Annotated in this window: 19 protein-coding genes and 1 tRNA gene; 11 read left to right on the top strand and 9 right to left on the bottom strand. The window is 61.1% G+C overall.

Translation table 11 applies throughout. The features are described 5' to 3' along the window. The first annotated feature begins 4 nt into the window (after positions 1–4). Together MQW79_RS04610 and MQW79_RS04605 are read left to right on the top strand one after the other, a co-directional pair. On the top strand, positions 5–1,108 hold the full coding sequence (locus MQW79_RS04610; protein ID WP_476587103.1) for a glycosyltransferase: 1,104 nt from the start codon (positions 5–7) through the stop codon (positions 1,106–1,108). A gap of 105 nt (positions 1,109–1,213) precedes the next feature. Then, complete coding sequence (locus MQW79_RS04605; RefSeq protein WP_476584485.1) at positions 1,214–2,152, top strand: IS481 family transposase; 939 nt, start codon at positions 1,214–1,216, stop codon at positions 2,150–2,152. Here MQW79_RS04605 and MQW79_RS04600 read toward each other — a convergent pair. The 3 genes from MQW79_RS04600 to MQW79_RS04590 form a co-directional block, all read right to left on the bottom strand. Then, positions 2,149–2,952: a hypothetical protein gene (locus tag MQW79_RS04600; protein WP_476587102.1), complete on the bottom strand. Its 804-nt coding sequence runs from the start codon at positions 2,950–2,952 to the stop codon at positions 2,149–2,151. The two genes, MQW79_RS04605 and MQW79_RS04600, sit on opposite strands and share 4 nt — an antisense overlap. Further along, on the bottom strand, positions 2,952–3,215 hold the full coding sequence (locus MQW79_RS04595) for a spike base protein, RCAP_Rcc01079 family (RefSeq protein WP_476587101.1): 264 nt from the start codon (positions 3,213–3,215) through the stop codon (positions 2,952–2,954). The genes MQW79_RS04600 and MQW79_RS04595 overlap by 1 nt, the downstream gene beginning before the upstream one ends. Before the next feature lie 90 nt (positions 3,216–3,305). Beyond that, positions 3,306–4,301 carry a hypothetical protein gene (locus MQW79_RS04590; protein WP_476587099.1) on the bottom strand — a complete coding sequence of 332 codons (996 nt, stop codon included), beginning with the start codon at positions 4,299–4,301 and terminating at the stop codon, positions 3,306–3,308. 160 nt (positions 4,302–4,461) lie between these two features. On the opposite strand from MQW79_RS04590, the gene MQW79_RS04585 reads away from it, so the two are divergent. The 3 genes from MQW79_RS04585 to MQW79_RS04575 all read left to right on the top strand — a co-directional run bounded on the left by MQW79_RS04585 (position 4,462) and on the right by MQW79_RS04575 (position 7,259). Continuing rightward, complete coding sequence (locus MQW79_RS04585) at positions 4,462–5,040, top strand: nitroreductase family protein (protein WP_476587098.1); 579 nt, start codon at positions 4,462–4,464, stop codon at positions 5,038–5,040. A gap of 96 nt (positions 5,041–5,136) precedes the next feature. Next, complete coding sequence (locus MQW79_RS04580) at positions 5,137–5,934, top strand: hypothetical protein (RefSeq protein WP_476587097.1); 798 nt, start codon at positions 5,137–5,139, stop codon at positions 5,932–5,934. A gap of 119 nt (positions 5,935–6,053) precedes the next feature. Further along, complete coding sequence (locus MQW79_RS04575) at positions 6,054–7,259, top strand: DUF2336 domain-containing protein (RefSeq protein WP_476587096.1); 1,206 nt, start codon at positions 6,054–6,056, stop codon at positions 7,257–7,259. 13 nt (positions 7,260–7,272) lie between these two features. Here the strand turns inward: MQW79_RS04575 and MQW79_RS04570 are convergent, their stop codons facing one another. Then, on the bottom strand, positions 7,273–8,034 hold the full coding sequence (locus MQW79_RS04570; RefSeq protein ID WP_476587095.1) for an NAD kinase: 762 nt from the start codon (positions 8,032–8,034) through the stop codon (positions 7,273–7,275). Positions 8,035–8,329: 295 nt separating this feature from the next. On the opposite strand from MQW79_RS04570, the gene MQW79_RS04565 reads away from it, so the two are divergent. From MQW79_RS04565 to MQW79_RS04555, 3 genes are all read left to right on the top strand, one after another. Beyond that, entirely contained in the window at positions 8,330–8,896 is a 567-nt protein-coding gene (locus tag MQW79_RS04565; RefSeq protein ID WP_476587094.1) for a transglutaminase-like cysteine peptidase, read from the top strand. Positions 8,897–9,044: 148 nt separating this feature from the next. Beyond that, complete coding sequence (locus tag MQW79_RS04560) at positions 9,045–9,395, top strand: hypothetical protein (RefSeq protein WP_476587093.1); 351 nt, start codon at positions 9,045–9,047, stop codon at positions 9,393–9,395. A 201-nt stretch (positions 9,396–9,596) separates the two neighbouring features. Continuing rightward, positions 9,597–10,367 (top strand): sugar transferase, encoded by a 771-nt coding sequence (locus MQW79_RS04555; RefSeq protein ID WP_476587092.1) that lies wholly within the window; start codon positions 9,597–9,599, stop codon positions 10,365–10,367. Between the two features lie 15 nt (positions 10,368–10,382). On the opposite strand, the gene MQW79_RS04550 is transcribed toward MQW79_RS04555, so the two are convergent. The 4 genes from MQW79_RS04550 to MQW79_RS04535 form a co-directional block, all read right to left on the bottom strand. After that, positions 10,383–12,509 (bottom strand): GumC family protein, encoded by a 2,127-nt coding sequence (locus MQW79_RS04550; protein ID WP_476587091.1) that lies wholly within the window; start codon positions 12,507–12,509, stop codon positions 10,383–10,385. A 75-nt stretch (positions 12,510–12,584) separates the two neighbouring features. Then, complete coding sequence (locus tag MQW79_RS04545; RefSeq protein WP_476587089.1) at positions 12,585–13,367, bottom strand: metallophosphoesterase family protein; 783 nt, start codon at positions 13,365–13,367, stop codon at positions 12,585–12,587. 1 nt (position 13,368) lies between these two features. Next, positions 13,369–14,781, bottom strand: coding sequence for an O-antigen ligase family protein (locus MQW79_RS04540; RefSeq protein ID WP_476587088.1), 1,413 nt, complete (start codon positions 14,779–14,781; stop codon positions 13,369–13,371). Further along, a complete protein-coding gene (locus MQW79_RS04535; protein WP_476587086.1) occupies positions 14,778–15,473 on the bottom strand; it encodes a hypothetical protein in 696 nt (231 codons plus the stop codon). The genes MQW79_RS04540 and MQW79_RS04535 overlap by 4 nt, the downstream gene beginning before the upstream one ends. Positions 15,474–15,651: 178 nt before the next feature. Here MQW79_RS04535 and MQW79_RS04530 point away from each other — a divergent pair. The 3 genes from MQW79_RS04530 to cysN all read left to right on the top strand — a co-directional run bounded on the left by MQW79_RS04530 (position 15,652) and on the right by cysN (position 18,782). Further along, a tRNA-Thr gene (locus MQW79_RS04530) sits at positions 15,652–15,727 on the top strand. Positions 15,728–15,991: 264 nt separating this feature from the next. Beyond that, positions 15,992–16,900, top strand: a complete 909-nt coding sequence (gene cysD, locus MQW79_RS04525; RefSeq protein WP_476587084.1) for a sulfate adenylyltransferase subunit CysD — start codon at positions 15,992–15,994, stop codon at positions 16,898–16,900. Between the two features lies 1 nt (position 16,901). Next, a complete protein-coding gene (gene cysN, locus MQW79_RS04520; protein WP_476587083.1) occupies positions 16,902–18,782 on the top strand; it encodes a sulfate adenylyltransferase subunit CysN in 1,881 nt (626 codons plus the stop codon). Between the two features lie 35 nt (positions 18,783–18,817). On the opposite strand, the gene MQW79_RS04515 is transcribed toward cysN, so the two are convergent. Next, a complete protein-coding gene (locus tag MQW79_RS04515; protein ID WP_476587082.1) occupies positions 18,818–20,245 on the bottom strand; it encodes a mannose-1-phosphate guanylyltransferase/mannose-6-phosphate isomerase in 1,428 nt (475 codons plus the stop codon). Positions 20,246–20,257: the final 12 nt, after the last annotated feature.

The following is a 20,257-nucleotide window of genomic DNA, read 5'->3' as shown; positions in this document are numbered from 1 at the left end:
GGCGGTGAGGCGCGTACTTTATATTCATCCGCAAATCGATGGCAGCAGGGCCAATGGCCTGAGCCGGCGAATACTGGCCATTGCCGGCCTCATCGAGGCTTCGAATGCGGAATTTGACACCTTGGTCGTGCCGGCTTCGACAAAAAAGAACGTCGATGGGCGGCACCTGCTCCTGCCGTTCATGCGCCCCTACTTTTCCGCCGAAACCGAGCAGAAGATCATCACTGCCCTGGCGTCGGGGGACTATTCCCATGTGATAGTCAGCTCGATGATGCTGGCTCCATTTGTCGCCTCGGTAAAACGGGGCGACCCGGGGACCGCTATCGTTTTCGACATGCAGGACCGATTATCCCGGCAGGTATTTCAGGTCTTGAATTCAACGCCTGGTCTGTTCAGGCAGGTGGCGCGATATATTGCATATGTGCTTTGGGAAGGTTTTTGTTCACGCCGATCCGATTGCGTGATTCTGCTATCGACAAAAGACCGGGCGGCCCATCTACAAGGCTCGAAACTGGTCTATGTGAACAATGGACAGAGCCACGTATCACCAGGCTCGGTGCGGGCGAGCATAGGCCCTCAGTTCAGTTTGCTGTTTGTGGGTGATTTTGGGTATCAGCCCAACCTGGACGGCTTGCGCTTCCTGGTCGAGAAGGTTTCGCCACTCTTGCCCTTGGGCTTCACGATCGATGTCGTTGGTTCGGGTGTTCCACGCGGCATTGCTGACGTCGCGGGGCACAATGTTCGCATTCACGGCTATGTGCAGGACTTGCAGCCGTTTCTGGAAGCTGCCGCGGTCATTTTGGTGCCGCTGTTTCAGGGATCAGGCATCAAGAACAAGGTCGTTGACGGAATGACCGCAGGGCGCGTTGTCGTGACCACTTCAATCGGCAATGACGGGGTCGAGGCAGAGGACGGAAAACAGATCCTACTCTTTTCCAGCGCTCAGGAGCTGGTCACAAAGGTCGCGGGCATTGTCTCGAACAATGAATCTCGTTTGCGGATGGAGGCCCTGGCTCGACGGCATGCGATGGAAGTGTTCTCGGATGCGTCGGCCAAGGCCGCGTTAATCGAGGCTCTCGATCGGGCCTTAGGCAACAGGTCGCGCTGAGGGAGTTTGGGCGCCTAGTTGTCGAAGCTATGAAGGTTGTTCATTCGGAGAAGGACTGAGAAGCTGGGGTTGCGAAACCAATCCATCTGTCTCGGAGCTCCCCGAATGAACGTGCACAAGAATGCGCGCCTGACGCCCTCAGGTCGAGTGCTTTTGGTCAACCGTATGCAAGCAGGCTGGCCAGCCAAACGTGCCGCCGAGGCCGCCGGTGTGTCGTCTCGAACGGCGCATCGCTGGCTGGCGCGGTATCGTTCTGGCGACCGGCAGTTGCGTGACCGCAGCTCGGCTCCCCGTTATTGTCCGCATCGCCTGGCTCAGGAGCATGTTGCCGCGATCGCACAGCTGCGCCACCAGCGTCAAACCGGTCCAATGATCGCCCAGGCCCTGGGGCTGGCCCGCTCAACGGTGGGGCTGGTTCTGCGTCGGCTTGGACTGAACCGCCTGGACCGGCTGGACCCCAAGCCAGTGGCCGTCCGCTACGAACGCGAGCGTCCCGGCGAGTTGGTGCATATTGATATCAAGACCCTGGGACGCTTCAAACGCACGGGGCACCGCATCACGGGCGCGCGGATCGAGCACAACAGGGGGCGAGGCATTGGCTGGGAACATCTGCATGTGGCAATCGATGATGCGAGCCGGCTGGCCTATACCGAGGTGCTGCCCAGCCTGGGCAAGGAGGACGCCACCGCCTTTCTCAACCGGGCTGTGCGCTGGTTCGAGCGGCTCGGCGTGACCGTCGAGCGCATCATGACCGACAATGGCTCGGCCTATAGCTCAAAGCTCTTTGCCAACGCCATCCAGGCTGCCGGCATCCGCCATATCCGCACCCGACCCTACCGTCCCCAAACCAATGGCAAGGCCGAGCGCTTCATCCAGACTTCTCTGAGGGAGTGGGCCTATGCACAGCCATACGAGACCTCAGAACATCGCAAACAGGCCATCGGCCCTTGGACCGACGACTACAATCTGAACAGACCTCACTCCGCCATCGGCGGAAAAACTCCGTTCCAAAGACTGAACAACCTACTTGGAAACGACACCTAGTGGGCGCCCAATATGGTCAGGTAGTTGCTCGCGACCTCGTATAGAACTCCTGCCTCGCTGTCCGACAGATCGCTGCCGATGAATGCCAAGGCCAGGCGCCGCTTGCCGCCGGTGACCGAGACGGCGCCGGAGGCTGTGTTGCGGGCCAGGAGGGTGAACTCGGAATTGGCAATGGACTGCGAGGCTTTGCTGCTGTCGATGGCAAGCTGGCTGGAATTGAGGCGAAGGCGTTCAGCCGTGCTGCTGTTGCGAAGGCAGGTGAAAAGCCCCAGCGAGGTGAGGGAGGCTCCTGGCGCGGTGCTGGAAGCACTGCCGCCATTGTTGAGGCGGTAGAGGGCCTGATTACCGTTACGGGGCACGATTACGTTGTTGGCATTGCCCATTTCCTGGGATGCATCGTCCAGCTCGGTGAGCGACCAGAAGCCGAAGGCGGCGCTGTTCTGCGTGAATTTGGGCGCCACGGCAGCAGCAGGATTGAAGCCGGTCCGGAGGTAGCTGGCAAAGCCGTCACCAATGTAGCCCCGATCAGCGATGAACACTGGTGAGCCGACAAGGACCAGATTATAGCGATCGTCGACAATGTTGAGGCGCGCGGCATCCGCGTCATGCGCGGCCATCAGCCAGAAAGCATCAAGGCGCGCCCAGACGCCGCCCTGCTTCAGGGCGGCGATGAGGTTGCTGATCTGTCGTTTGCGCAACGCGTCGGGTTGCGCGCTCATGCGGGCAAAATAGGCGAGGGCCTCTGGTTCCAGAGGGGCGGCGGCGCCCGACCTCGTGAGTTCAAGGGACAGGCTCAGCATCAGAGGAGGCCGAGGATGGCGGTTGCGGTCGTGCCCGTGGCCTTCACGCGGCGCAGCCTCACTGGCAGCAGAGTGCCGCTGGCCAGGCCCGCAAATGTAAGTTCAGCGCCCGATGCGAGGACAACGGCAATGCTTCCGCCGCCGCCGATATAGACGGCACGCGTAATGCTTGGCACGTCGGCTCCGTCGCTGGGGGTGACGGCGAAGCCGTCAGTCGCCGGCGATTCAAGGCCGCCGGCAAAGTCGGAAAAACGATCTGGCATTTATGTGTCCCCAAGTGGTCGATGCGACCAAGGTAACGCCAGGCATGCAGGCGGGGACAAGTTGGCCAGGTCGGCTCTTCTGCGCGGGGATCAATAGACCGTTGTCAGGACTTCGATTTCGCGGGGACTACCGGGCTGGATCTGGATTTCGCGGTTGTAGACCTGGTCACCCAGCTTGGCGAGAACCAGGTACTCGCCTTCGGACAATACCGTGGATGGAAAGGCGCTGCGCTCGGTAAAGACCGTCGTGCCATCACTGGTCTTGACCGTCCACTCCACGTCGGCAATCGCCTCGCCGGCTTCCTCCGAGACCAGCTTGAAGGAGACTTCGGAGGCGTGATGATAGAGCGTGGCGTCGGTCAATTGCCCGGGTTCGACGCGCAAGTCGGCGCGCACGATGGCGTTGATGGCGCCGAAGCGTGAGACGATGTGATAGGTGCCGGCATTGAGCGTGACGATTTCGTTGGGCGGCAGATTGTCGGCGACCAGCTCGCGACTGTTTTCCGCACCTGCCGTATAAATGTCGAAATGGAGCTGGGCTGGCGAGATCGGGATGTCGCCGGTTACCGCGGAATTGAGCCGCAGCGCGCCCGCATCGAGCACCACCTCATGGGTGTTGGTTCCGGCGACGACATTGAGCGGTTCGCTGATCTGGGCCCGTCCATAGGCGACATGCAGAACATAATTCCCGGGCGGTAGTTCCAGGGCAGCGGAGCCGGAATCCGACTTGGCGACGAGCGCCATCTCTCCGTTTGCGTCCGGGGTCTCGTCGAAAACGCGCCAGACCACGCCTTCGGGAATGGTGGCGCCTTCCTGGGTGATCTTCGCCGTGAGCGTGACGGGCTGGGGTATGTCGGTGACGGCCGAAATCGCATCGGTGGCGGCGTTAGGTTCGGCGGTTGGCGACTGGGTAGTCGCGGCGTCGCGATCGGGGCGCGGACGAGGAAGGGGCGGAATTTCTGTGCTTTGCTGTGCAAGCACGCTGCCCATAGGCAGGACAGTGGCAAAAGCGGCCAGGACGCTGAACAGAATTGCAATTTGCCTGGCCGAACGCATGGTCTCTCCGGGTGCCGCATCGGTGCTCACGGACCGACTCTCCGGTGCAAGTAGGTCATGATTGGGGAAAAGCTGTGTCACAACCTTCGCCGTTTTAAAACCGCCCGAGGTCCCGTCACAGCATTTTTTGCCTGCACAACTGGCCCCAGCCGGTCGTGGGGGCTAAAGGGGAGTGCAAAAGGAGCGTCGCATGCCAGCCAATCCAGCCCTGCGTGACTATCTGCTGACCCGTCGTTCGGTCGGTCCGGCCTTTCTGAAGGAGCCGGGCCCGTCGGCGGACGAGCTCGATACGATCCTCACCATTGCGACGCGCGTGCCTGACCATGGCAAGCTCACGCCCTGGCGACTGGTGATCATCGATGGCGATGCTCGCCGGGCGGCCGGCGAGGCGCTGGCGGCGATAGCGGCGCGGAAAAATCCCGGGCTCGACGAGGCGGGCCTGGACATCGAGCGGGGACGCTTTCTGCCGATGCCGCTCACCGTCGGGGTCATTTCGGCGCCCAAGCCGAGCGAAAAAGCCCCCGAGATTGAACAGGTGCTGTCGGCCGGCAATGTGGCGTTCAACCTCGTGCATGCGGCTCACGCCATGGGCTTTGCAGCTACGTGGATCACCCGCTGGTTCAGCTTCGATGCCGAAGCCGCCGAGCTGCTGGGTGCCAAGCCGGGCGAACGTTTCGTGGGCTTTGTCCATATCGGCAAGCCCGCGATTGTTCCGGATGAGCGTCCGCGGCCGAGCCTCGATACGGTCGTGACGCGGTGGGGCGAATAACTGCCCTGGCCACGCAAGGTTGATGCGGCGGTGCGACGCGAGGGTGCTAGACTCGCGGCATTGATTCTCGCGTGATTCTTGGGCCGAAAGACCTGCATGGGCGTCCAGCCGATCTCCATATCGCAGAGCCTGGCAAATGCGCTCACTGCGGCCGGCAACCGCAGTGGAGTGGATTTCAGCTATCTGCTGCAGACGGCCATACGCGAAAGTAGCCTCAATCCAGGCGCGCGAGCCAGCACGTCGTCGGCTGTCGGCCTCTTCCAGTTTCTCGAGGGTACCTGGCTGCAGGTGATGAAAGAGGAGGGGCCTCGGCTCGGCTACCAGTCCTATGCGGACCAGATCTCACGGACCGGAAGCGGCGACTACGTGGTTGGCGATGCCGGCAGGCGCGCGCAAATCCTGAAGCTGCGGGAGAACCCGGAGATTGCCGCAGACCTCGCCGCGGCCTTTACGCGATCCAATGGCGAGTATCTGCGCTCGGTGTTCGGACGCATGCCCAGTGCGGGTGAGCTGTACATTGCGCATTTCCTGGGCGCGCAGGGCGCGGAGCGGATGTTCAGGGCGGGGCTGGAAAATCCCGACCAGCTTGCCGTCAGCCTGTTTCCGCAGCAGGCCTCTGCAAACCGGACGATCTTTTATGATCGCGATGGGCAGGCGCGGACCATCAGGCAGGTCTATCAGGTGCTGGTGGCCAAGCATGAAGGGAGCAACCCGGCATTCACGACACAGCAGATGGCAGGACAGGCGGAAGGGCAGGAGCCCCTGCCTGCAATTCCCTCGCGGTTCTCGGAAGAGAATATGTCCTTTACCGGATTGTTTCGGACCGAACCTGAGCGTGATGCCGACGACATCCAGCCTGGAAGTGCCTTTTTCACGCAGCTCTACAGCCAATAGGCTGGAGAGAAGCTGCCATGTGCCTGGTTCGGCCGACTTCTCTCATGCCGGATTTTATGGTGAACCGTTCCTTAAGCACTGCCCAATAAGGTGATTTCCGCCAATGTGCGGAGAGAGTCATGGTTGGGTATGGTGCGTTTTCCGAGCTTTCGCAGTCCAGTGACAGCGATGCGCGCGGGCATGCGTCCCACCTGGCGGCGCTGGCCTATCTGAACCATCGCGGGCCGGCCGATGAACATGCGGCCCTCTATGCGGCCCTGATTTCCTTTCTCGACGATCCTTCGGTCAAGGTGCGCGCAGCGCTCGCCTATGGCTTGCTCCATTCGTCCGAAGCACCCCGGCCGGTGATCCTTTCGCTGTTGCGGGACAGCCCGATCATCTCGCGCGCGGTACTGCAATATTCGCCGGTGCTAGTCGATGCCGACATGATGCCGCTGGCGCGCAGCGCTGACAGTGCAACGCTGCTGGCCATCGCGCAGCGGGCAACACTTTCGGCCAGGTTGGCCGAGGTTCTGATTGACCGCGACGACCGCAACCTGACCCTGCGCGTCCTGCGCCGGCCCGGCCAGGCTTTGAGTCCATCGCTGCTGCTGCGACTGGCCTTGAGCAACGGTGATGACGCGCAGACACGCGGCGCATTGCTGGCGCTCGACACGCTCCCTGACCAGGCCAGACTCCATCTTGTGGGGACGGCCGCCGAGGCTCTGCGCACGTGCCGGCTTGTGAAGGGTTCGCTGGTGTCTGAACGCCTCGAGCGGCTGCTGCGCGACGGCAAGGATTCCGCTCTTGCCTCGATAGGAGAGGCGGCCACTGCCGAGCAGCGCGACCGGTTTGTCGATGATCTCGTGGGGTCGAACCGGCTGAATATGCGGGTGCTGCTGCACGCTGTTGCCACTGGCCGAGTGATGTTCTTTGCCGCCTGCCTCGCCAACCTTTCGGGCAGCTCACGCGACAAGGTGCTGGCGCTGCTTGAGCATGGAAGCCGCGCGGCGATGATTGCCCTGATGGCTCGCTGCAAGATCGATGAAGCCATGGGGCGGCTCCTGGTGCGGCTGGTGCTGCATGCGCGCAATGCCGACCTGATGGATGACCTGGCGGCACGGCACTATGTGGTGACCGCGCTGACCGAGGAACTCATCGATGAATACCAGGGCGACATTCCCGTCGAACTGGAAGAGGCCTTTGCCTATCTCAACGACCAGAACGTGCGGCTGGCCCGCATGGCCGCGCGGGGCGTGATGACGGCCTTTGCCGCATCGAGCACGGCCAGCCTGCATCTGCCCGCCGTGGAAACAGCGCTGCTGCTGGAATTGCCGGCGGCCTGAGCGAGCGATCGCCCTAGAAGCGGAATTGCTCGCTGAGGACGCGCTCCTCAAGCGACGTGCCTGGGTCAAACAGCAAAGTGACGCCATGCGTGCGGTCTTCGCTGACCGTTACTTCGAGCACGTTGTGGAACTCGACATTGTCCGCAACGGCGCTGACAGGACGCTTGCTCGCCTCGCGAGTCACGAATTTTACAGTCGCCCGGTTGGACAGGATGGCACCACGCCAGCGGCGGGGGCGGAAGGGCGAGATTGGGGTGAGCGCCAGAAGCGGGGCTTCAATTGGCAGGATGGGCCCATGCGCAGACAGGTTATATGCGGTGGAGCCGGCCGGGGTCGCCAGCAGAGCGCCGTCGCAAATGAGTTCATCGAGACGGACCTCGCCGTCGACAAGGATCTGCAGCTTGGCCGCCTGATAGGTTGAACGGAACAGCGAGACTTCGTTGATCGCCAGCGCGACCTGGCTATGCCCCGCGGTGTCCAGCACGGTCATGGCCAGCGGATAAATGCGAGTGCGCTGGCTTGCCTCGAGGCGCTCAAGGAGACCCTCCTCGCTGAACGTATTCATCATGAAGCCGACGGAACCGAAATTCATGCCATAGACCGGCCTTTCGGTGCCCATGACACGATGCAGGGTCTGGAGCATCAGCCCGTCACCGCCCAGAGCGACAACATAGTCGGCGGTGGCCATGTCACTGTCCCCATAGAGGCGGCGGAGCCGCGCGGCTGCCTCTTCGGCTGCCTGGGTTTCGTTGGTCACCACGCAAATCTTGCTCATGCGGCCAAAGTCCTTGCCACTGACATGTCGGTCGTCTGCCTAACATGTGTGCGAGGGGCGAAGCCAGCGCAGCGCGACTATGAGGCGCTGAATCCTTACAATTGAAGAGAAATTGACGCGCGGACGCTTCAAATTGGCCTGCCCAGACCCTCACCCCAGTTGCCCGGGCCATGCAGGAGTTTGGTCGGAGGCGACACAAGCCGCGTCCAACCGGATAAAATTGTATCGAATATTCGAGTTCGGCTGCAATTTGTCGCGTGCATGCTGCGGCCATCATCACCAGTGGGTGGCTCAGATGAGTACGAAGTTCGCGACTGCGTTGGCTGGCCTGGCCATGGCTCTCACGATGTATTCCAGCGGCAGTGCTGTCGCCTACGGCTCCGGCGCAAGCGTCTCCTTCGGCCACGTAATCAGTGAGACAGCTGCGATCACGCCGCTGTCGATGCAGTATTTCTGCGCCCAGAACCGCAGCGAATGCGCCAGCAGTGGGCCTGACCAGATAACGATGACGTCGAACCTCATGGCCGTGCTCAAGCGGGTCAACGTTCACGTCAACAACGCCATCCGTCCGGAACGTGACACGGCCGACATCTGGGAACTCGATCCGAAAAGCGGCGACTGCGAAGACTATGTGTTGTCCAAGCGCAGTGCTCTGATCCGCCACGGCGTTGCCGCCGGCGCGCTGCGCATCGCCTATACCCACACCCGCAGTGGCGAACCGCACGCCGTGCTGGTGGTGCTAACGAGCGAGGGCAGCTACGTGCTCGACAACCTGACCGACACTATCAAGACGGTTCGCGCCTCCGGCTACATTATTCGGACCATGTCGACGGCCAATCCGAACAGCTGGACTGCCGGCTGAGTGGCCGGTTCAATGCGATCCTTGTCGTCTGACTGGAACACTGCTCTCTTCAAGTTGCTAACTCACCCGATCGTTCAAACGTCGAACGTGCCCCTGTCTTCGTGACCTGACTTGCTGTAATTCTACCTTGTCGGGATTGGGGGTGATCTTGGTGCGCAAGCTGATGATGCGTTTCGCGACTGCCAGTGTGCTCAGCCTTGTTACACTGTCGGCGACCATGGCCGCTCCCGTTCAGGGGTTCGATGACCTCTACAATGCAGCCTTCGCTGCCTGCACGCCCGCCGACGGCAGGGCGGCTGTTCCCGCCGCTTGTGAAGCTGCAATCAATGCATACGCGGCCGCGCTCATCGAAGCGGGTGTTGATCCAGCTCTTGCTCTGGGCTCGTTCACTGCGCTCCGCGCCGACGTCGCCGCAGCAGGCGGTGGTGCTGCCATTGCCGATCTGTTCGAGCAACTGTTGCCAGAGTCTGGCTCACTGACGCCCGCCAGTCCTTCCTGAAAGTTCGCGATCGCCAGATGAAACCAGGCTGATTCAGCCTGGCATTTTGTCTTGCCCGACTGCGACCTCCTGAAGTGTTTTCTCACTACTTGTGGTGAGTCGAAATACGAGTTGGAAACTGGTTAATTTTTGGTAAAGTGAGGCGCAGCCCGAGAAAATCGACTTCAATCAATCGTTTTCCGACGAACATTGAGCCTGAAGATGAGCAGTTTCTACGCAGTGGATAACGCCATCGTGCGCAATTCGGCGGTTCAAGCTCGCAGTGGTCGGGAATTTCTGAGCTGGGACGAAACGGACCCACAGAGCGGGCTTATGCTCGCCCGGGTAGATGGTCGGCCCATCTTGCCCGAGTTCACGCTCGCTCGTCGCCGGCGATTTCTGGCCAAGCGCATTTTTGACGTGATTGTTGCAAGTCTGGCTATCCTGGTTTTGATGCCAGTGTTCATCCTGGTGGCAATTGGCATCAAGCTCAGCAGTCCGGGACCCGTGCTGTTCACGCAGACGCGGGAAGGCCTGCGAGGGCAGACATTCCGCGCCCTGAAATTTCGCTCGATGCGTCTGAATGCCTGCGATCAGAGCGGGGTAGCGCAGACCGTGAAAGACGATGCGCGCGTCTCACGTTTTGGTCGCTTCCTGCGGCGTAGAAGCATCGATGAGCTTCCGCAACTCTTCAATGTCCTGCGCGGGGAGATGTCACTGGTTGGTCCGCGACCTCATGTGAGCGGGATGCGCGCGGGTGGGACGCTCTACAGAACGCTGGTGCGCTACTACGACACCCGCCTCGAAGTGCTTCCAGGCATTACCGGATGGGCACAGGCCAATGGCCTGCGTGGTCCGACAGACAACGCGACCGCAGCGCGGGCCCGGATTGATCATGACATTGCCTATATCCAGAACTTCTCACTCTGGCTGGACATCAAGATCATCCTGATGACCATTCAGCGGGAAATCCTTCAGGGATCGGGCGACTAAGCCCTGCAATCGGGCTCATGATGGATAGGCATAGTAGCTGCCATAGCGACGTTGGCGGGAAGTCCGTGACTCGTCCTGCTGATTAAGGACGGTGACGACAGGCGAATTTGGTTGTTTGGAGTCCGTCAGGCTAGCTACGGCCTTGCGCGCGTCCCCTTGCCAGGTGCTCGCCCAGCGGGTGACGAACAGAATCGCGTCGACAAAGGAGGCGATGTAGAGCCCATCGACCACAGGCCCGATCGGTGGCGTATCGAGCACGATGATGTCGAAACTCTTGCGAGCGGCGCTGATCAATCGCCCGAAAGAGGCGCCGGACAATAGCTGATCTGTGGGCAGATCACTGCGGCGTGCGCCCAGGATGATCGTGACCGGGGTCAGCGCGTCGGACGACATGATCGAGGTGAGCTTTGTCGGCTCGTCCGGGTTCACAGTCAGGAAGTCCAGCAGTCCCTTGGAGGGCTCAAGGTCCAGGTGGCGATGAATGGACGGCTTGCGAAGGTCGCAGTCGATCAGCAAGGTTCGCTGACCTGACAGAGCGTAGGAGCGAGCCAAGGCGAGGGCCAAGGTCGTCTTGCCCTCACTGGGTGCGGCGGAGGTCACCATGACGACCGTGCTTTCCTGCGCGTTCTTGCCTGATTTGCGCAGGGCTTGTCCGAGACCTGCTCGGGCGCGTCTGATGGCTTCGGCGAATACTGACAGTGGCTCGGTGACCATGAAGTTGGCCAGGCTTTCGTCTGACTTCGCTCGTTGACGGGGGACGGAAGTCAGTACCGGGGTTCGCAGGACGGCCTCCACCTGGTCCTCGCTGACGAAGCCACCCAGCAGATTTTCGTAGGCATATGCCACGCCAATGCCCAGACCCAGTGCGCCGAGTGCGGCAATGAACAGAAACAAAGCCTTGTTCGGGAAGGAGGGCGCGCCGGGAGCGAGAGCTGGAGAGACGATGCGGCTGTCAGCGAGCTGCAGGTCGGCTTCGGCCTCGAGATCCGTCGCGCGCGCCAAAAGGGTCTGGTATTGCGCCCGAGCCAGTTCCGCTCCTTGTTGCAATTCGTACAGCTGCGTCAGGACACCAGCAGAGAGCGGGCTGTTCAGGACCTCGGAGCGCAGCGTCTGGCGCAGGGTGGTTTCCTGGTCCTGGCTAAGCTGGATGGCGCTGCGCAAGACCGACACTTCGCTCGATGCCTGCTCGCGCATCCGTGCTTCAATGGCCGCGAGCTCGGTCTGGAGGTCGATGGCTACTGGCGAGGTCGCGGTGGTATCGGCCATGTTGTGGAGAAGAAGCGACCGCTGGCGCTCCAACTCAGCGAGGGCGTCCGACTGCAGGGACGACACAACAGTGTCCAGGTTGTCAGTGAGGAGCGCCGTCTGGACAGCGCTGGCCAGATTGTTCGCTTGAGTTCGTGCGGCCTTCAACTGAGCAATCTGCTCCTGCATGGCCGTCAGATCGGCGCGCCCGGTGTCTCCGGTGATCCGGGCGATATTTTCAGAGATGAAGGTATCATACGACTCTTCGGAGCTCGCGATGGCCTCGCGGGCCTGGTTGATACGCGCTTGCAGGATGTCTCGCGAGGCCATGGTGCTGTTGACCTTGGAGGCGAGCTGGTCCGAAATGTAGGATTCGGCGATGGCATTGGCTAATTCAGCGGCCTTGGTGGGGGATCTAGAGCCAACCTGCACAGAGATCAGGTAGGTCAAGCCGCGCCGCTGAACCCGGACCGCACTGCGCAGTTGTGACAGTGCCTGGTTGAGGGCACTCTCGCCAGTCGGTAAGGTCGGCTGTGCCAGCCTGAGGAATGACAGGATCCTCGGCCAGGCGCCGATGGAAACGCCAAATTCTTCGTCAGAGACCAGGCTATTCTTGCTGATGACATCGATCAGGACGTTGTCGGACCGAATAAGTTCGACCTCACTGTCAATACGAGCGCTGTCGGTGCTGGCGCTGCCCATGTGTGCACTAGGCGCGAGCAGGTTCTTGTTGCTCGGGTCCACCAAAATGAGAGCCGAAGCGGTGTAGATGGGTGTCAGTGAGAATGTGATGGTGGCAGCAATGCCGACCACCGCGATCACCGTGATGACGATCAGCCGAAATTGCCTGCGCAGCAAACTGAAAATGCCGCGAAGGTCGAACTCAGCGTCGTCCATCTGCAAATTCCTTACTGGGGCCAGCGCGTCATTCATACGACAGAGGTTGACGCCTTGGTAGGTGGCGCGAAGGCGTCACAGGGCAGTCGCCTGCAGTATCTTGACGGCGCCATCCGGGGTCAGGCGGGCGGCGGTGAGAACGCCGGTCGCGAAAGCGCCCGTATCAACACAGATGCGTTCTTCTGAGACGAAAGGCGACCTGGCGGGTGTATGGCCGTGAACCACCCGGAGGCCGGGGACAGGTGGAGCGTCGAAGAAGGCGTCGCGTATCCACAACAGGTCTTCCTCGCGCTGATCGTCAATCTGCACGCCGGGACGAATACCCGCATGCACGAACAGGGTGCCGGGCACGGAAAGGGACAGGGGGAGCCGGACGAGAAAATCGATGTGGTCTCGGGGAATGTGGCCAGCAAGTGCGGCCCGCCGCGCCTGCGGCGAAAGTCCCTGCAGAACCGATGCCGCGAGGCCATAGGAATTGAGAGTTTCAATGCCTCCGAAGCGGATCCAGTCTGCCTGAGGCTGTGGGTTGCGAAGAAAGTCCAATGCTATCACCTCGTGGTTCCCGACGAGGCAAAAGCGGAGAAATCCAGGGGGTGGTGAAGCAAGCAGAACGTCGAGCACGCCCGCTGAATCCGGGCCGCGATCAATGTAGTCTCCGAGGTAAAGGATCCACTTTTCACCCACAATAGTGGAAGAGTCATCAACAATCTGCATTTCGAGCGCGCGCAATTGGGCGAGGCAACCATGTACATCGCCGACAGCGTAGATCACCGCTGGCCATTGCTGAAACGTCAGGCGCCGGCGGCGTGGTACCGGCTGATCTCCGCGGCCCATCAGTCCGCGTAAAATCTTGAACATGCTAGGCAGCCTTGCGGTTGGACGGGATGGTTGTGGCGAAGCCGATGCTGGCGATCAGCACGAACAGGATGGTGTTGGCCTGAATTTCGAGGCTGAAATCGACCACAGAATGGACCGCGCCAAGCACGAGGACACCCAGGGCGGCCGTCTGTGCCGTCCATGAGCCGCGACGCGCGATGAGGGTACGGACCAGGCGGATACCCAGATAGGCGAGCGCAAGAATGGGTAGCGTGCCGAAAATCAGGCCAAGCTCTGCCCAAAGTGTGAGGTAGGTGCTGTGTGCCTTGTCCCACAGGTGCTCGGCGCTAAGCGGGGGGCGGTGGACCAGAGGGAATGCCAGTTCGAACGCGCCGCCACCAAAGCCGGTCCATGGACGAAGGCCAATGAGGTCAAGTGTCTGCCGGTAGAGCTCGAAGCGGCTATCGGACGCCAGCCCGTGGCTTTCGATACGCTCCAGCAGGCCGCCACCCTGCAGGTAAATGGCGCCAACCAATAGGATAAGGCCCAGCGGAATGATCCACAGGGCGAGGCGCAGCTTGCCGATGGTGAGGGCCGTAACCGCAAGGACAACACCGGTGCCAGCAAGCGTTGCAAACAGGCCCATGCGCGATTGGGTTGCCACCAATACGACCAGAAGGATGGCATAGGCGAGGGCGTAGAGGGTCAGGCTGCCGTGCTCATTGAGGATGCTTCTTCTATCCGGTCGCCGTCCGGATCGGCTCACGATGACCGAGCATGCCAGTGACGCAGCCAGAATGGCACCGAACCCGGCAAAGGTCGCGAAACTGTTGCGGTTGACGAAGGTACCGGTGGCACTGCCGTGATAGGCCCACTTGGTCAGGCCGAGGATTGTGTCGCCCGTCTGCAGGGCTACCAGTGCGTAGATGCCGTAGGCCAGCACGCTGAGCATGATGAATTGCAACAGCCGGGTACGCCATATGTCGCTCAACGCCAATTGCATGGCCAGGAGCGCCAGCAGGCCGAACGTCGCCACGCGGACCAGCATCAACATGGTCATGCCCGGCGCAATGGTGATCTGGGGAGCAGTGATGGAGACGCCGTCTGCGGCAATGATTGCAAACTCGCCAATGGGCGCCATCTGAAACACCAGGTAGGCGCATGTCAGTATGAAGGGAATGCTGGTTACAGCCAACGCACTTGGGCCAATCCGCAGAGGGCTCCGACGCAGCGTGAGGATGCCAAAATAGATGGCGCCGAGCGTGCCAGAATAGGCTGCCCAGATACCCCAGAATAGTGGACGCGCGCTGCCAAGGAGGAGGGGGGCGAGGGCGATGATGAGCAGGAGCGCCCAAAACAGAAACGTGTCGGCGCCAGTGAGGCTCGACTGTGATTGCCGAACGCCATCCGAGGGGTGGGCGATGGCGACAGGATTGGAACTCGACACATCCATCATGGACCCGGCACCTGGTCCAGCTCGCGCGTGACGAGATCGACGAACCGCTTTTGCAATTCAGGCGGTGCCGTAGCGATGAGCGCGTCCATGATAGTGCGGAAAGCCTCGTCCTCCACGTAGCGGCGGGCAATCATGTCGGACCCCCGACTGGTGGTCATGAGCATCAACAGGTCACGGCCGGTGGCGCGCCTCGCGGCCTCGCCCAACTGGACATAGTTGTCCAGCGCGACGGTGACCCGCAATTGCGCGAATGCCTGTTCGGTCGGGCCGGTGATGTGGGAGCGAACCAATTGATCGTTGAGCGTAGCCCAATCGCCGCTTCGCGCGGCAGCGAGCGCTCGCACGGCGCGGGCATATGAGCTGCTTGGAAATGCCGCGACCGCATCATCAACTCGCTGACCGCAATGCGGGACGATGGCGTCGCGGGTTTCCCCGGGCAGGAAGCGCATTTCGAGCGCTTTCGGCGTGCTGAGGGCAACCATACACCCTGCTACCGCATCCAGCTTGCTGAGCGATGAAATGCCATAGCCGTCGACCGTTTTCAGCGAATAGATGACCCGGCCAATGTCCGTCGTGCCGGGCTCGGAGGCACGGGCCCAGCCCTCGTGATAGACAACCCACAGGCCTGACGTTGCGACGAGCAAGGACAGAACGGTCAGCAACGCTGGAAAAACAAACCGCGTACTCGCCATTGAACTTCCTTGGCAGGACTTGGCTGATTTGGCTGCATGGACAGAAACGATAATCGGCACTGTCCAATGGATTGTCTGAAAGGCTACCTCACTGTGTCGAATGGCGTCTACACAGGACATGAAAAGCACGCCAATTCGCTTGCAAGACCGTGGCGGCCAATGGTAGTTGCCCTCGTGCGCCGGTATAGCTCAGTTGGTAGAGCACCTGATTTGTAATCAGGGGGTCACGGGTTCGAACCCTGTTGCCGGCACCATTCCTCCAAACAGAGGATCCTGTCGCACCCTGCCGGGTGCCGCGGAACTATTTTTCTCTCCGGATCGCCTCCCGCGCATCGCCAGAACCGGGGGAGGGCGGCTTGGTGGAGTGGTTTCATAAGGGGTGATCCCGTGAGGGATGATTTTGCCCCAACACCCCGTAACGCCGGGCTTTTCTGCGGTTTTCGGCTTGCTGCAACACCGCCCGGGGCGGTACGAAACGGCCCTGTTGCCACGGTGTGGCCCTGTGCCGGGACGGAACCTTGAACCAGAGTCGATTGACGCACTTGCAGACGCTCGAAGCCGAAAGCATCGAGATCCTGCGCGAGGTGGCTGCCAGCTTTGAGCGGCCGGTAATGATGTATTCCATCGGCAAGGATTCGAGCGTGCTGCTCCACCTTGCACGCAAGGCTTTCTTCCCCAGCAAGATCCCGTTTCCGCTGCTGCATGTGGATACGACGTTCAAGTTCCGCGAGATGATCGCGTTCCGCGATCGGACGGCTGAAGAATATGGCTTTGATCTGATCGCCCATACCAATCCCGACGGCGTGCGGGATCGTATCAATCCGTTCGACCATGGATCATCGCGCTACACCGACATCATGAAGACGGCGGCGTTGCGCCAGGCGCTTTCTGCGGGCCGTTACGATGCGGCGATCGGTGGGGCGCGGCGCGACGAGGAGAAGTCGCGCGCCAAGGAACGGATCTTCTCCCATCGCAATGCCAGCCATGCCTGGGACCCCAAAAACCAGCGGCCTGAACTGTGGCGCACGTTCAATACGCGGCTTAATCCCGGCGAGAGCATGCGGGTCTTTCCGATCTCGAACTGGACCGAGCTGGATGTGTGGACCTACATCTACTCCGAGCAGATTCCGATCGTGCCGCTCTATTTCGCCAAGCCGCGACCCGTGGTGGAGCGTTCGGGCACCCTGATCATGGTCGATGACGAGCGGTTGCCGCTTCTGCCTGGGGAAACACCGCGCGAGGAGGTCGTGCGATTCCGCACACTCGGGTGCTACCCGCTGACCGGGGCGATCCGGTCAGATGCTGCTGACTTGCCCTCGATCATCATGGAAATGCAGGCCAGCCGCACATCCGAGCGCGAAGGCCGCCTCATCGACAGCGACAGCGTCGGGTCGATGGAGAAGAAGAAGCAGGAAGGGTATTTCTGATATGACCCTGGCCACGGCACAAACCGAACTCGATCTCTGGCTGGGCGAGCAGACCGAAAAGTCGCTGCTGCGCTTCCTGACCTGCGGCAGCGTCGACGATGGTAAATCCACCCTGATCGGGCGGCTGCTCTATGACAGCCAGCTCATCCTCGACGACCAGTTGGCGAGCCTCAAGAAGGAAAGCCACAACCGCACCGTTGGTGATGAAGGCATCGATTTCTCGCTGCTGGTGGATGGCCTGGTGGCCGAGCGCGAGCAGGGCATCACCATCGACGTTGCCTATCGCTTCTTCTCGACCGACAAGCGCAAGTTCATCGTTGCCGATACGCCGGGGCATGAGCAGTACACCCGCAACATGGCCACCGGTGCATCCAATGCGGAATTGGCGCTGGTGCTCATCGATGCGCGCAAGGGCGTGCTTACCCAGACGCGCCGCCACAGTTTCATCCTCTCCCTGATCGGGGTGAAACATGTCGTGCTTGTGGTCAACAAGATCGACCTGGTCGACTACGATCAGGCTACGTTTGATCGCATCGTGGCCGAGTACAAGGCGTTTGCCGAGCCACTCGGTTTCAAGACACTTGCGGCAGTGCCGGTTTCTGCCCTGCGCGGCGACAATATCCTGAAGCCAAGCGAAAGGACGGCGTGGTTCACCGGGGCGCCGCTGGTACCCTATCTCGAGACCATCGATGTCTCAGAAGATCGGACCACGCAGAAATTCCGGTTTCCGGTGCAATGGGTCAACCGACCGAACCTCGACTTCCGCGGGTTTTCGGGCACTGTGGCTTCAGGCTCTGTATCCGTCGGCGACGAGGTCCTCATCGCCTCGTCGCGCAAACCGGCGGTGATCAAGCGCATCGTGACCATGGATGGCGATCTGACGCGCGCCATAGCCGGCCAGGCGGTGACGCTGGTGCTGGACCGGGAAGTGGATGTTTCGCGCGGCGACGTACTGAGCCATTCCGGCGAGACCCCGGAATTCTCCAACCAGTTCCAGGCCAGGGTCGTCTGGATGAACGAGGAACCTGCCTATCCGGGGCGCTCCTATCTGCTCAAGATCGGCTCGCAGACCGTGCCGGCCGCGATCACCGATCTCAAGTTCCGTACCAATGTGAATACGCTGGAGCAGACAGCGGCTACCAAGGTCGACCTCAACGAAGTGGCGACGGTCACCTTTGCGACCGACAAGCCGGTTGCGTTCGATCCCTATGCGGCCAATCCACTGACTGGCGGCTTCATCCTGGTCGACAGGCTGTCCAATGCCACGCTGGGTGCCGGAACGATCGATTTCGGGCTTCGCCGTGCCCAGAACCTGACCTACCAGTCCTTCGACGTGAACCGTGGTGTTCGCGCCGAGATGAAGGGGCAGGTTCCGCGCATCGTGTGGTTCACCGGGTTATCCGGTTCGGGCAAGTCTTCGGTGGCCAACATCCTGGAGAAGCGTCTCACGGCAGAGGGGCGGCACGCCTATATCCTGGACGGCGACAATGTCCGTCATGGCCTCAACAAGGATCTCGGCTTTACCGAAGCGGCGCGAGTCGAGAATATCCGGAGGGTCGCGGAAGTGGCGCGGCTGATGGCCGATGCCGGCCTGATCGTGCTGGTTTCCTTCATATCCCCCTTCGAAAAGGAGCGTCGACTGGCGCGCGAGATCGCCGGCGATGTCGATTTCACCGAGGTCTACGTCGATACTCCTCTGGAGGTGTGCGAACGGCGCGACCCGAAGGGCCTCTACAAGCGGGCCCGTGCCGGGGAGATCAAGAATTTCACCGGTATCGACTCTCCGTTTGAGGCGCCGGTCAATCCGGAGCTGGTCCTGCACGGCGCGGATGCCGAGCCGGCCGCGCTCGCCGAGCAGCTCCACGCCTTCCTCAAGATTTAGACGAACCTAGAAGGGCGCCTCGCGGCGCCCTTTCTTCAGGCGCGGCCGAACTCGTCCTCGAACCGGATAATGTCGTCTTCACCCAGGTAGGAGCCGGTTTGCACTTCGATCAGTTCGAGCTCGATCTTGCCGGGATTGACCAGACGATGCACGCAACCCTGGGGAAGGTAGACCGACTGGTTCTCGGTGATGATGGACACGGTGCCATCAAGGGTTACCTCTGCCGTGCCGCGGACCACGATCCAATGTTCGGCACGGTGGTGGTGTTTTTGCAGGCTGAGTTTCTTGCCGGGTTTGACAAACAGACGCTTGACCTGAAACCGCTCCCCGTTGAGCACCGAGGAATAACCACCCCAAGGCCGGTAGGTTGTTCTATGGACTTCGGTCAGGGCGCAGGTCTGGCGGCCGGCGCGGAGGCGCTTGACCATGTCGCCGACCTTCTGGGCAGCGGAAAGCCTGCCGACGTAAATCGCGTCATTGGTGGCAATGACCGCCAGGTCATCAACGCCATGGACGGCCACGTGGGCATGGTCAGTCAGCACCAGCGAACCCGATACCTGGTCAAGGGTCACGTCGCCCTGGGTGACGTTGTCCGCCGTGTCACGGGGCCCTGATTTCCAGACGGCGTCCCAGCTGCCAAGGTCGGACCAGACAAAGTTCACAGCCACCACTTCCGCGCGGTCGGTACGCTCGAAGATTGCATAGTCCACTGAAATGCTGGGCGCTCCGGCAAAGGCCCTTTCGTCCAGTCGAATGAAGTCGAGGTCCGCCTTGGCATGGTTGACCGCGTCGCTGGCGGCGCGAAAAGTGTCGGGCGCGAGGCGTTCGCATTCAGCAAGGAAGGTATTCGCCTCGATGAGGAACATCCCTGAATTCCAGAGATAGCCGCCTTCCGCGAGCATGCCGGTCGCAGTTTCGAGATCGGGTTTTTCCACGAAGAGATCAACAACCTGGGCCCCCTGGCCAACCTGCGCCCGGGACTTGATGTAGCCGAAGCCAGTCTCGGGATGCGTTGGCATGATACCGAATGTGACCAACTTGCCCTGTATGGCGGCGTCGTTGGCCTGGGCAATGGCCAGCCAATAGCCCTCGTCGACGATCACTTCATGATCGGACGGGACCACGTGAAGGATTGCGTCATTGCCATAGCGATGCCGGGCATGCATTGCCGCGGCGGCAATGGCCAGGGCGGTGTTCTTCGCCATGGGCTCGAGCAGAATGCTGGTCAGGTCGACCCCAATTTCAGCGGCCTGCTCGGCCACGATGAAGCGATAGTCGGAATTTGTAATGACGATCGGTGGCGCATAGCGAAGCGGATCACTCACGCGCAGGAGCGTTTTCTGGAAGAAGCTGGCCGGTCCCATCAGGGGGAGAAATTGCTTGGGTCGCGACGCTCGCGACATGGGCCAGAGGCGGGTTCCCTGGCCACCGGCCAGGATTACTGGAATTACCTTTTTGCCCACTCCAGGACGCCT

The sequence above is a fragment of the Devosia sp. Micro-HW1 genome (genome assembly GCF_056341075.1).
This window is presented reverse-complemented; position numbering and strand designations above follow the sequence as displayed.